Below are 12,751 nucleotides of genomic sequence, written 5' to 3'. Positions count from 1 at the left end.
TTGAATCAACAAGCCATCAGAATCACCGTGGTGGGCGGCGGTGCCATCGGCGGTATCGTCGCGGCTCGCCTGGCGCGTGCCGGCGTTGCAGTGAACCTCCTGGCGCGCGGGGCGCATCTTGACGCCATACAACGCAATGGCCTGAGCGTTGTGGAGGGCGAAGACCGATATACGGTCGATATCAACGCGACCGATCAACCCGGCTCGCTCGGTGCGCAGGACCTCCTGTTCATCTGCCTGAAGGGCCCGGCGTTGATACAGTCAGCCACCTCATTGGCGCCGCTCGTGGACGCGGGCACACATATTGTTTCTGCAATGAACGGGGTGCCCTGGTGGTTCCTGAACTCATTCGGCGGCCGCCTTGAAGGGCAGCGGCTCGAATCGGTCGATCCGGCAGGGGTGGTGTCCTCTGCCCTACCGCCGTCGCAGGTCTCGGGCTGTGTCGTGCATCTTTCCTCGTCGATCGCCGAGCCTGGCGTGATTAAAAAGGGCAATGGCAACCAGTTGATTGTCGGACCCGCTGCTCCGGGCGTTACCGATCAGGCTGCCCGCGCTATCGAATTGCTCCGCCTCGCTCAATTCGACGTAACGGCATCCAGCCAGATTCGCAGCGATATCTGGGCCAAGCTGTGGGGCAACATGACCATGAACCCCATCAGCGCGATCACCCGTTCGACCGCCGACGTGATTCTTGATGACCCGTTGACGGCGCAGCTTGTCGTCTCGATCATGGAAGAGGCACGGCGTATTGGCGAAGCGATCGGTATTGAACTGAACATGACTGCCCAGGCGCGCAACGCGCAAACGCGCAAGCTCGGGGCGTTCAAGACGTCGATGCTGCAGGACGTGGAAGCGGGCCGTCAGCTGGAGATCGAAGCGATCCTGGGTGCGCCTCATGAGCTCGCTGCGAAGGCTGGAATTCCGGTTCCGTTTCTTAGCGTGCTGTATGGGCTCTCCGGCCAGTTGAACGCCAATCTGGCCGCCAACGCGAATGCGCCGACGCGCTAGGCATTTGCGCGTCTTTGCGTGTTCTCGCGTCTTCTCTCAAGTCAGCGCAAGACCGTAAGGCGAATGCAGCGGCTTCGCGAAATGGCCACGAGGGTATAGAAGAAATGCGCCCGGGCGATAGACAGTCGCCTGGATACGCGCCGCATGAATCGCCGCACGAGTCGCCTCGACCGCGCGTCTTCCGCACCAATCTACTTGGTAATCGCGGACAATTAATGTAATAATATTACATCGCATTTGGTGCGATCCCAGCGCCTGAGCATCGTGCAGGTCTCGATCAGCCTTCCCTTGGAACGTACCGCCACGGGGATGACCGCGCTCGGGCCGAGCCCGCGAACGGGCTTCGTCGATGTGATCGCCAAGCTCGAGACATGAGTCGTGCAAGCACCCCACCCGCGTCAGAAATTTTGTCCTGCACTGGATTCTCTCGGACGTAGAATGCGCCGCTACGACGTTTGGAAGCCGGTGAGAATCCGGCACGGTCGCGCCACTGTAACTGGTCAGGAAAGGGCCAGAAGTCAGACCTAGGCGTCGTAACCCACCAAATTTATGGGGCGCGAAACCCCTGGAGATCCTCGCATGACCCATGCTGCCAGCGTTCTGACACTTCCCGCATTCCCGCTTCTCTTGATCGACTGCCGATCGGCTGCTACTCGTCCGCGCGGCTGCTGACACCCTCACCGGGTGGTCAAGCGCGCCGCCAAATAGTGCGGCTCCCCGCCGTTCGCGCAGACAAAAGACTTCAAGAGAAAACATGTCATTGCCACGCTGCAATGACAGGACAAGCCACACGCTTCGGGGAAATGCAATGCAACACGTTTGTCTGCCCACGCTCAAAAATAACGCGAGCCGCAAGAACAGATTCGACCATCGCCGGCGACGTCCGCAAAGTACCGCGCTTGCGGTCCTATGCCTGCTCGGCACGTCGCAGGCTTTCGCCGATGACACCCCGCAGGAAGCGGCCAAGACGCTGCCCCCGGTCGTGGTGAACGACACAGGCGCTACAGACACCGCGCCGCTTTCCACACCCACGCGCACCGGCTCGCGCCTCGGCTTGTCGAGCCTCGATACCCCCGCGAGCGTTGAGACAGTGACCGCGAAGCAGATCGAGGCGCGTGGCGACCAGAGCGTCTCGGACGCCGTCAGCCGCGCGACCGGATTCGCCAGCGCCGGCTCGCCCGGCAACGGCGGCACGGCGCTCAGCGTGCGCGGCTTCAGCGGTCAGGAGTCGGTCATGACGCTCTATGACGGCACGCGGCTCTATCCCGGCGCGGGCACCATGACATTCCCCTTCGACACCTGGGCGGTCGATCGGATCGAAGTGCTGCGCGGACCCGCGTCGGTGCTTTATGGCGAAGGGGCCGTCGGCGGCGTGGTGAACGTCGTGCCGAAGCAGCCGCAGCGCGACTATGCAACGACGGTGCAGTTAGGGATTGGCACGGAAGGCCAGAAGCGTGTTGCACTGGACACCACCGGTGCGCTCGGTCCCATGCTCTCCTACCGTTTCTATGTCAGCGACAACCGCTCGGACGGCTGGGTGGATCGTGGAGAATCGCACACCACGGCGCTTGGCGGCGCGTTGAAGCTCGACGTCTCGCCGCGCCTCTCGTTCACGCTCGACTTCGACTATGGCCGGCAACGCCCGGCCACCTATCTCGGCACGCCGGTCAGCGATGGTGCGCTCGATACCTCACTGCGCTACAAGAACTACAACGTTGGAAATCCGCTGATTGCGTACATCGACCAGTCGACGCGCTTATCGGGCATCTACCGCGTCGCGGACGGCGTCACGATCCGCGACCAGTTGTATTACCTGACGACAAACCGCCACTATCGCGACAGTGAAAGTTATGCGCTTGATCCGGCCACGCGCGAGATCACACGCAGCGACTACATCGAGATCATCCATCATGAGCGGCAGATCGGTGATCGTCTCGATGCCACGTTCGAAGGCAACGCATGGGGCCATGCAAACCGCTTTGTGATCGGCGCCGAGGCGAACCAGATCACGTTCCAGCGCGACAGCAATACGCCCTTCGACGGCTCGTCGACGGTCAACGCAGACAGCTTCAACCCGGGCCTGTTCACAAGCAGCGATCCGACCGTGCCCGAGTTCTACACACGCACGCGGCAAGCGGCGGTCTTTGCCGAAGACCGCTTCGAAGTGACCCCGCAGTTGTCGGTGGTCGGTGGCGCGCGTTATGACTACGTCGATTTCTGGCGCCAGCAACTGGGCAATGACACCACCTTCAGCAAGACACTGTCGAATGCGGGCTGGCGTCTGGGCCTCGTCTATCAGCTGACGCCCTCCACATCCGTCTACGGGCAATACACGCGCGGTGCGGACAGCGTCGGTTCGTTGATCACCCTGTCGCAAGCACAGACGGCATTCAAGCTTGCGACTGGCCAGCAACTGGAAGCCGGATTCAAGCAGGAATTGATGAACGGCCGCGGTTTCTGGACCCTCGCCGTCTATCAGATCGTGAAGAAGAACCTGTTGAGCCAGGACCCGCTCAACCCCACGATCCAGGAACAGGTCGGGCAGCAATCGTCGCGGGGGATTGAATGGTCAGGCGCCTTCCGGATTGGCGGGGGTGTCTCGGTCGAAGCCAATGCGTCGCTGCTACGCGCCCGTTTCGACGACTTCGATGAAACCGTCAACGGTGTTGCCGTCTCGCGTGCCGGCAACGTGCCGAACAACGTTCCGGAGCAGACCGCCAATCTCTGGCTCACCTATACGCCTGCGCCGGGCTGGGTCCTTGGTTCGGGTCTGCGTTACGTCGGCCACACCTACGGCGATAATGCCAACACCGTGCCCGTGCCGTCGTACACAGTCTTCGATGCATCGGCACAATGGCAGGCGACGCGCCGCGTCAACCTCGCGCTGTACCTGCGCAACCTCGCGAACCGCGCCTACGCCGTGACGTCGTCCAACGACGGCACACAATGGTTGCTTGGCCCCGCGCGCTCCGCTGAATGGTTGCTTGGCCCCGCGCGCTCCGCTGAACTTGTCGCCACCATGAAGTTCTGATCCTATGTCCTGTGGACTCCATATCGATCATCTGAGCTGGTCGCCCGCCGAACGCGAACGGCATGAGCAAGCGCACTTGCTGCGCGAGATCACGCTCGACGCGGCGGACGGCGAGTTCGTTGGTTTGATCGGCCCGAACGGAAGCGGCAAGACGAGCTTGCTCCGATGTGCGTTTCGTTTCTCTCCGCCTCACGAAGGCTCCGTCGCGTTGGACACAACAGATGTCTGGGACGCGTCGCCGCGCTGGGCCGCTCAGCGTATCGCAGTCTTGCTGCAGGAACTACCCGACGACTTCGGTCTCACGGTCGGGCAGATCGCGCGCATGGGCCGCACACCGCATAAGCGCCTGCTTGACGGCGACACGCCTGAAGACGCACGGATTGTGGAAGGCGCGTTGCGTGACGTCGATCTATGGCATGAGCGAAACCGTGCGTTCGCTTCGCTTTCGGGCGGCGAGAAACAGCGCGCGCTGCTCGCTCGTGCGTTGGTGCAGCGTCCGTCCGTGTTGATGCTGGACGAGCCGACGAACCACCTCGATCTTCGTCATCAGATCGACTTGCTGAAACTGGTCAAGAACCAGAACATCACCACGCTGGCGACTATCCATGACCTGAACCTTGCGGCTGCTTTCTGCGATCGGCTCTACGTGATTGCGAACGGCGCGATTGTGACGCACGGCACGCCCGAGGAAGTCCTGACGTCATCCATGCTAAAAACGGTTTTCGATGTAGAAGCCATCGTCGACCGTCATCCGGTCTCTCAATGTCCTCGCATCACTCTTATTCATTCGACATGATCCGATCCTTCCTTCTTGCGTCCGCAGCATCGCTCCTGGTCTCGGTTTCTACGCAGGCGAATGCCGGCGGCTACCCCGTCACCATCCAAAGCTGTAATCGTGAAGTCGTGTTCCAGCACGCGCCCGAACACGCGGTAAGTAACGACGTGAACCTCACGGAGATCATGCTTGCCCTCGGCCTGAAGCAGCACATGGCGGGTTATACCGGCATCAGCGGCTGGAACACCGGCAATCAAGCGTTGCGTGCCCAACTCAAGGGCGTGCCGGAACTGTCGCGGCAATATCCATCGGTTGAAATACTGGTCAATGCGGGTGTCGATTTTTACTTCGCGGGCTGGAATTACGGCATGCAGATCGGTGGCCCCATCACGCCCGCGAGCCTCGCGCCGCTCGGTATTCAGGTGTACGAGCTGACCGAGTCGTGCGCCCATGTCATGCGCCGCCCCGCTGCCTCATTCGACGATGTCTACAACGACCTGCGGAACCTGGGTCGAATCTTCAACGTCGAAGGCCGGGCGACCAAGCTGATCGGCGAAATGCAGGCGCGCCTTGCCACGGTGACGCGACGGATTGGCGACAAAGCAGCGGTGCCTCGCGTGTTCGTTTATGACAGCGGCGAGGACACGCCCTTCACGGCAGGCGCGCTCGCCATGCCAACCGCGCTGATCAAAGCAGCCGGCGGCCGCAACGTCATGGACGACGTGCAGGAAAGCTGGACACGCGTGAGCTGGGAGAACGTCGTCGCACGCAATCCGCAAGCGATCGTGATCGTTGACTACGGTTCGATCACGGCCGCGCAGAAGATCCAGTTCCTGGTCGATCAACCGGCACTGCATGACGTCGATGCAATCCGCGAGCGGCGCTTCATCGTGATTCCGTATGACGGCGCAACGCCCGGCATTCGCAACGTCGCGGCTGTCGAGACCCTTGCACGCGGGCTGCATCCCGAGGCGTTCGGGAAGTGAAGCGTATTGCTCCGGCTCTCGTCATCGCCAGTCTCGGTGTCACGCTGCTCGTTTCTATCGTGCTTGCGACGGGGCTCGGCCCGACATCGATCGCGCCGGGCCTTACCTCCCGCATCGTGCTTGCGCACTTGTTGAATGGGAGCGGCGACTGGAGCACGTCGACGGACACCATCGTATGGTTGATCCGCTTGCCGCGCGTGCTGCTTGCGGGAATCGTGGGCGCGTCGCTCGCCATGGTCGGGGTCGCGTTGCAGGCCGTCACGGCCAACCGTCTCGCCGATCCTCATCTGCTCGGTGTCAGTTCCGGCGCGACGCTCGGCGCCGTGACCGCAACCTTATTCCTTGGCGCGATCTTCGGTCCGTTCACGCTTTCGCTGATGGCGTTTCTCGGCGCGTTGCTGGCGACAGCCATGGTCATCGCGCTCGCGCATCGACGCGGCCGGCTCGACTCTGACCGGTTGCTGCTTTCCGGTGTGGCGGTATCGTTTGTGATGCTCGCAGGGGCCAACCTGCTGCTTTATCTCGGCGACCAGCGCGCTGCGTCGTCCATCCTGTTCTGGACGCTTGGCGGCGTCGGACTCGCGCGCTGGAGCCTCCTCGGCGTGCCTGCATCGCTCGCCTTGCTCGGCGGAATCTTGCTGCTCGGGCGCCGCCGGGAACTCAATGCGTTGATGACCGGCGATCTGGCGGCGGTGTCGCTCGGCGTCCCGGTCAGCAGGATGCGCTGGGAGATCTTTCTCGTCAGCGCACTGGTCACCGGCGCGATGGTGGCGGTGAGCGGCGCGATCGGTTTCGTCGGGCTGGTTACGCCACACTTATGCCGGCCATTGGTTGGCGCAGAGCACGGGCGCTTGTTGCCGGTGTCGGCGCTGGGCGGCGCGATCCTGCTGATCTGGGCGGATGTGGCTGCCCGTACGTTGATTGCGCCGGAAGATCTGCCGATAGGCGTCGTCACCGCATTGCTGGGCGGGACTTTTTTCATCGTGCTGATGCGCTTCGGCGGGCGCTCGCGGTGATCAGCGGACGCCCGTGGTCTTATCAGAAAATCTTGCCCGGATTCATGATGCCGTGAGGATCGAAGACCTTTCGAATCTCGCGCATGAGACGGATTTCCAGCGGGTCTTTATAGCGGCTGAAATACTCGCGCTTGAGTTGTCCAATACCATGTTCCGCGCTGATGCTGCCGCCATAACGTGCTACTTCATCCAGCACTTCCGCCGTCAATCCCTCGCCATGAAGCTTGAAGAAATCGCGCGGCGCGCCCACCGGGCGCGAGAGATTGTAGTGAAGATTGCCATCGCCGAAATGACCGAACACGATCAGGCGCACGCCGGCGTGATGTTTGTCGATACGCGCACCCGCTGACGCAAGAAACGCGGGAATGGAAGCAATCGGCAGCGAGACGTCGTGCTTCACATGCGGACCATCCGCGCGCTGCGCTTCGGATATTTCCTCGCGAAGCCGCCACATGCTGTTCACTTGCGCAATTGATTCGGATACCGCAGCATCTATACATAACTCACGTTCAAGCGCTTCTCCAATCACCGTCTCAACGAGTTCGCGCAGCGCAGCTTCATCAACGGTATCGGCGAGTTCGATCAGCACGTACGCGGGATGACGTTCGGCGAACGGCGCACGCATGCCATCGACTTGTTCAAGCACCATGTCCACGCACTCGGCGGTAAAGAATTCGAACGCCTGCATGCGCGGACCGCCGCGTTCGAACAGGAGCTCGAACAGATCGAGCGCCTGCTGCGACGAATTCACGGCCGCCAGAACGACCACCCGCACGTCATTGCGCGGATACAGCCGCAGCGCCGCGGCGGTGATAACGCCGAGCGTCCCTTCCGCGCCGATCAGCAATTGCTTCAGGTCGTAGCCGGTGTTGTCCTTGCGCAGCGTGCGCAGGCCGTGAAAGATCTCGCCATTCGGCAGGACGGCTTCGAGTCCGAGCACCAGTTCCCGCGTCATGCCGTAGCGCACGACATTGACGCCGCCCGCATTCGTCGACAAATTGCCGCCCAACTGGCACGAGTCCTCGGCAGCGAGGCTGAGCGGCAGCAGGCGATGTTGATCGGCGGCGGCTCGCCGCAGGTTGCCGAGGATGCAACCGGCTTCGGCGACCAGCGTGTTGCCGGTCGTATCGATGCTGCGAATTGCGTGCATCCGGTCCAGGCTCAGGATCACGTTCGCAGGGCTGGCGTCGGGCGTGGCGCCCCCACACAGTCCCGTGTTGCCCCCGCGTGGCACGACCGGCACGCGAGCCTCCGAGCAGAGTGCAAGGGCTGCTGCGACGTCATCGGTGCTCGATGGCCGCACGACCGCTTGAGCATGGCCGGTGTACATGCCGCGCCAGTCCGACAGCCACGGAGCGATCTCGTCAGGCGCCGTGATAACGGCGTCGGGTCCGAGCTTGTCGATCAGACGTTGCGGGAAAGAGGAGTCAGTCATTTAATCGTTCACTCGTTCAATCGTTCGTCAGGGAGCTGAGGTCGGCGGCGCTAATGAGCGCGTCGCGGCCGGGAATCGTGAGGTTCAAGCGAGCGGCCGCGTTCTGCAGATGCGAGGTTGCCGCCATGCGCGCGGCCACCGGATCGCCGGCACGGATCGCGTCGAATACGCGGACATGTTCGCGGTGCACTTCGTCAGGCAGACGCTGGCGTGCAAGCGAATGCGTACGAGCTGTCTGCACGGCCTGGCGGATCTGCAGGTTGAGGTACTGGAGCAGATCGACGTAGTAGCGGTTGTGGGTGGCATCGGCGATCGCTACATGGAACGCAATGTCCAGCTCCACGGCGTGGTCCGGGGTGTAGAGGTTATCGGCGAGCGATTTGAGAATGGCCGCCAGTGCGTCGATGTCGGCTTCAGTCCGGCGCACTGCCGCCAGCGCCGCTGCTGCGCCTTCGAGATCGAGCCGCAACTCGTAGACGTCAGCAAGGTCCGCCCGGTCCGCACCGACCGCGTGAGGGACGCGGAAACCGCCCGTTTCCGTGCGAGCCTTCACGGTACAACCCGCGCCCTGCCGGCTGTCGATCAGCCCATTCGAGCGCAAGCGCTCCGTCACTTCGCGGATAACCGACTGGCTCACGCCGAAGCGCACGGCCAGATCCTTGCCGGAAGGCAGCTTGGTGCCGACCGGGTAAACCCCATTACGGATATCGCCGGTCATTTGCTGGGCGACTTGCTGGGTAAGGGTTAGCGCTTTTGTCACGGGGTTCCAAGGATTCAGTCGATCGTTTTCAAGTTATCCGGTTTGCATGTTATATGAAAACTTTTGACGAGTGAATCGGGGAGCGGAAATTTTGTAGTGGGCCGTGCGCGACAAGTCGATTGGACGGCGCCGGTCCCCGAATGGACCGGATGCGATTGTGTTTGCCACGAAAAGGTCTGGCAGAACAGACTTGGAACCGCATCTGCTTACCCTGTGCCGTCTTCTACTCTTGACCGCACTGCGCCTTGTGTCGGGCCGTCAATCTTCGCCCTACCCTCGCTGTCGATATCCCCCACTGCACCGCACCCAAGGCAGTGATCATGGCGGCACTTCTTTGATTCGCATACCTTAGGTTCTTGCACGGCCGCGCGATTGTTTGATATTTTTACGCGCCAACCGGATAAAACAGTCCTCAGGTACTCTCCCTCACAAGCACCTTGAACTCCACTCGCCGCTTTTCAGAAGGCCCATCCAACCCATTCTTGCGAGCAGCCGCTCCCGCCAATAACATCTCGCCGGCAATCCGCCCGATCGCATGCGGATCGACCGCCACCGTCGAGATACTCGGATAGCAATATCGCGACACTTCAAAATCCCCGAACCCGGCAACCGCCATTTGCCTGGGCACTGAAATCCCGCGCCGGTGGCATTCCATCAGCGCGCCGAACGCTGACATATCGCTGACGCACATCACGGCGTCGGTATCCGGCCATGCATCAAGCAATAGAGAAAACGCCTCGCCGCCATGGCTCATGGTCACGGGCGAACCGCCATGCTGAATCACTCGCGGCTCACCCAGCCCGAATAATTTCAAGCCTTGGCGATACCCCGTTTGCCGATCCAACCCGCGACGGTCAAGCCTGGTCGCTCCGCCAATAAACCCGATCCGCCGATACCCACGCTCATGAAGATGCCGCATCATTTCGCAAGCGGCATCGACGTTCGAAAACCCCACCGCTTGCTGGATCGGCGTGCGCGGCACGTCCCATGTTTCGACGACCGGAACCTTCGAACGCTTGAGCATCGCCTTCGTGGCAACGGTATGAAACGAGCCGGTCAGCATCACGCCTTCCGGCCGATGCGCGAGCATCACGCGCAGAAGCTGTTCCTCCTGCTTCGGGTCATAGTCGGTGTCGCCAAGGAGAAGTTGCAGGCCATGCGCCGTGACTGCCGCGTTCAGGCTATGCACGGTGTCCGCGAAATTCGAACTCGACATGGACGGCACCAGCGCCACGATGAACGGCGAGCGCCCGGACGACAACGTTCCCGCCGATGCGTCCGGCACATACCCCAATTGCTCGATCACCGCTAGCACGCGCTCGCGCATGGCGGCAGATACATCGCGGTCGGCCAGCACGCGCGACACGGTCATTTTCGACACACCGGCCTCGCGCGCGACATCCGCCATTGTCGGCATGAACTCTGACATTGACTCGCCTGATCTCGTTGAATGACGCTAGATCATACAGCCCGAGCCGGAGCTGATTGCACCGCACGAGATGCCTGGATGCTTTAGCTACCCTTGCCCACGGCGTCGTTGAGTAACGTCAGATCACGCTCACGCGTCTCGGTAGAAAGGAACGTGCCGATAAGCGTCAAGATGCACAGCACGGCCATATACACGCCCATCACCCAGAACGCACCGCCCGACAAACCTATGAGATAAACACCGAGCAAGGGTGCAATGCCACCCGATAAAACCGCGCCGAGTTCACGCGCCAGCGCAACGCCCGAGTAACGATAGCGGTTGCCAAAGAGTTCGGTGAAATGGGCGCACTGCGCGCCGAGCATGCTGTTCGCGCCGAACGCCAGACCACCCACCATCGAAACGGTGACCCAGACCGGATTGCCCGTGCTGATCATCCACCATGAAGGCACCGACCAGATCAGCAGGAAAATCGCACCGCCGCGATAAACCGTCAGGCGTCCGATCCGGTCTGACAGCGCACCAAACAGCGGCGTGGTGACAATACTCACGATGCTCGCAATCAGCGCACCGGTCGTACCAATCGCGGCCAGCTCACCCCGTGGTACGCCGATTTTCGTTGCGACAAAACCACCGAGGAATGCAATCACGATTGTGTTGTAGATGGTCGACCCGCCCTGCTCCGCAAAGCGCATCAGCGTTGCGGCGAGCAAGGGCCGGCGTGCAGTGGCAATAACAGTTTTCATCGGCGAGCGGATCACTTCGCGCGAGGCTTCCAGCTTCGCGAACACCGGGCTTTCACGCAGCCGCAAGCGAATCCAGATTGCAACGCCGATCAATACGACGCTCCCAAGAAACGGCACGCGCCATCCCCATGAAAGCATGGCTTCTTCGCCAAGCAGCTTTTGCATGGTGCTGAACGTGAACGTCGCAAGCGCGAGCCCGGCAAATACGCCGACGAACGGCAATGCCGCGAAGAAACCGCGCCGCTTGATCGGAGAGACTTCAGCCATCAGCGTGGACGCACCCGCCTGTTCTGCACCGGCTCCGAAACCTTGCGCAAGCCGCAATAGCACCAGCAACACGGCACCCCATGAACCGGCAGGCAAACAGCCGATCAACGTCGTCGATGCACCCATGATGGCGATAGTCACGAGCAGCACGAACTTGCGCCCCTTCCGGTCACCAATTGACCCAAAAAACAGGCCCCCGAACGGGCGCGCGAGAAAACCCGCGCCATAGGTCGCGAAGCTTGCCATCAAGCCTGCGGTTGCCCCCAACGATGGAAAAAAGATATGACCGAATACGAGCGCGGACGCTAGCCCGTAGATCGCAAAGTCGTAGTATTCGAGCGCACTCCCGACGGCGCCCGTGAGCGTTGCGCGTTGTAATTGCCGGGCTGAAACGGGTGGTGGCGCGATATCGGCATGCTCATTGCCCGACGGTCGTGGATCGCCTGCGAGAGTTGACGGCTGAGAATTCACTTCTGTCTCCTGATTATTGGCTTACGCCTTTTTATGCGTCTATGTTCTAAAGCTGCGCGGTTTCGAACCGTCGTGCAGCGGATAAAAATTCGTAGTGCTCGCGCGCGCCTCGCGATCGTTGTCATATTCACGCGGTTGTTATGACGTCAGCGGACCCCGCTCTGTCGTGTCTCTTTTGTTCTGGACATCCCGGTAAGCGTTTGATACTGTTACCGGTAACAACTGAAACCAATTTAGCATGCGAAAACAACATGCGCAAGCGACCATCGCGTCGCCGACGCGCGGCACTCTCGATGTATTCTGGAACGATCCGTCGATTGATCCGGGCTGCACCAAACTCGACAACGTCGTGCTACAACTGCACAGATGTGGCGCGACAGTAGAAACCCTTACGGCAGTGGCCTGCTTCGTTCGAGACAATCTGCAAGCGCTCCTCACGGCGAACCGCTGCTAACCGGATACACGCGCTAAGCCACCCAGCCGTTCCCCTACAAAACGAAACCTGAGACAAGCACGCTTATGAACCCATCTAACCCCACCCATACAAACGACACCGACGACACCGAAACACCGCGTCTGCGCAGCCGTCGTTGGTTCGACGATCCCTCCGACCCCGGCATGACCGCGCTGTATCTCGAGCGCTACATGAACTACGGCATCACGCGCGAAGAGCTGCAGTCGGGCAAGCCGATCATCGGCATCGCGCAGACGGGTTCGGATCTCGCGCCCTGTAACCGCCATCATCTCCAACTTGCGAGCCGCGTACGCGACGGTATCCGCGACGCAGGCGGCATTCCGCTCGAATTCCCGGTTCACCCGATCCAGGAAAC

At 61.3% G+C, this 12,751-nt stretch carries 10 protein-coding genes and 1 riboswitch; of the genes, 6 read left to right on the top strand and 4 right to left on the bottom strand.

The annotated features are described in order from the left end of the window. From GSQ93_RS23265 to GSQ93_RS23245, 5 genes are all read left to right on the top strand, one after another. Complete coding sequence (locus GSQ93_RS23265; protein ID WP_158938001.1) at window positions 1-1,008, top strand: ketopantoate reductase family protein; 1,008 nt, start codon at window positions 1-3, stop codon at window positions 1,006-1,008. Window positions 1,009-1,455: 447 nt separating this feature from the next. Continuing rightward, window positions 1,456-1,544: riboswitch (adenosylcobalamin (AdoCbl) riboswitch) on the top strand. A gap of 272 nt (window positions 1,545-1,816) precedes the next feature. Beyond that, window positions 1,817-4,039, top strand: a complete 2,223-nt coding sequence (locus tag GSQ93_RS23260; RefSeq protein ID WP_158938000.1) for a TonB-dependent siderophore receptor — start codon at window positions 1,817-1,819, stop codon at window positions 4,037-4,039. Between the two features lie 4 nt (window positions 4,040-4,043). Further along, on the top strand, window positions 4,044-4,835 hold the full coding sequence (locus GSQ93_RS23255; RefSeq protein WP_158937999.1) for an ABC transporter ATP-binding protein: 792 nt from the start codon (window positions 4,044-4,046) through the stop codon (window positions 4,833-4,835). Then, window positions 4,832-5,800, top strand: a complete 969-nt coding sequence (locus tag GSQ93_RS23250) for an ABC transporter substrate-binding protein (protein ID WP_174254672.1) — start codon at window positions 4,832-4,834, stop codon at window positions 5,798-5,800. The genes GSQ93_RS23255 and GSQ93_RS23250 overlap by 4 nt, the downstream gene beginning before the upstream one ends. Further along, on the top strand, window positions 5,797-6,816 hold the full coding sequence (locus GSQ93_RS23245; protein ID WP_158937997.1) for an iron ABC transporter permease: 1,020 nt from the start codon (window positions 5,797-5,799) through the stop codon (window positions 6,814-6,816). Before GSQ93_RS23250 ends, GSQ93_RS23245 begins: the two co-directional genes overlap by 4 nt. A gap of 22 nt (window positions 6,817-6,838) precedes the next feature. On the opposite strand, the gene GSQ93_RS23240 is transcribed toward GSQ93_RS23245, so the two are convergent. The 4 genes from GSQ93_RS23240 to GSQ93_RS23225 all read right to left on the bottom strand — a co-directional run bounded on the left by GSQ93_RS23240 (window position 6,839) and on the right by GSQ93_RS23225 (window position 11,921). Beyond that, the gene (locus tag GSQ93_RS23240) at window positions 6,839-8,251 is read right to left on the bottom strand and encodes an FAD-binding oxidoreductase (protein ID WP_158937996.1); all 1,413 of its coding nucleotides are present in this window, start codon (window positions 8,249-8,251) and stop codon (window positions 6,839-6,841) included. Between the two features lie 16 nt (window positions 8,252-8,267). Beyond that, the gene (locus GSQ93_RS23235; protein ID WP_301952082.1) at window positions 8,268-9,011 is read right to left on the bottom strand and encodes a FadR/GntR family transcriptional regulator; all 744 of its coding nucleotides are present in this window, start codon (window positions 9,009-9,011) and stop codon (window positions 8,268-8,270) included. Between the two features lie 412 nt (window positions 9,012-9,423). Further along, window positions 9,424-10,419, bottom strand: a complete 996-nt coding sequence (locus GSQ93_RS23230) for a LacI family DNA-binding transcriptional regulator (RefSeq protein ID WP_158938259.1) — start codon at window positions 10,417-10,419, stop codon at window positions 9,424-9,426. Between the two features lie 104 nt (window positions 10,420-10,523). Further along, window positions 10,524-11,921 (bottom strand): MFS transporter, encoded by a 1,398-nt coding sequence (locus GSQ93_RS23225; RefSeq protein ID WP_254074007.1) that lies wholly within the window; start codon window positions 11,919-11,921, stop codon window positions 10,524-10,526. A gap of 519 nt (window positions 11,922-12,440) precedes the next feature. Between GSQ93_RS23225 and GSQ93_RS23220 the strand changes: the two genes are divergently transcribed. Next, the coding region (locus GSQ93_RS23220; protein WP_174254671.1) for a dihydroxy-acid dehydratase at window positions 12,441-12,751 on the top strand (311 nt) is incomplete at its 3' end.

Source organism: Burkholderia sp. S171, from assembly GCF_009766085.1.
Taxonomy (GTDB): domain Bacteria; phylum Pseudomonadota; class Gammaproteobacteria; order Burkholderiales; family Burkholderiaceae; genus Caballeronia.
This window is presented reverse-complemented; position numbering and strand designations above follow the sequence as displayed.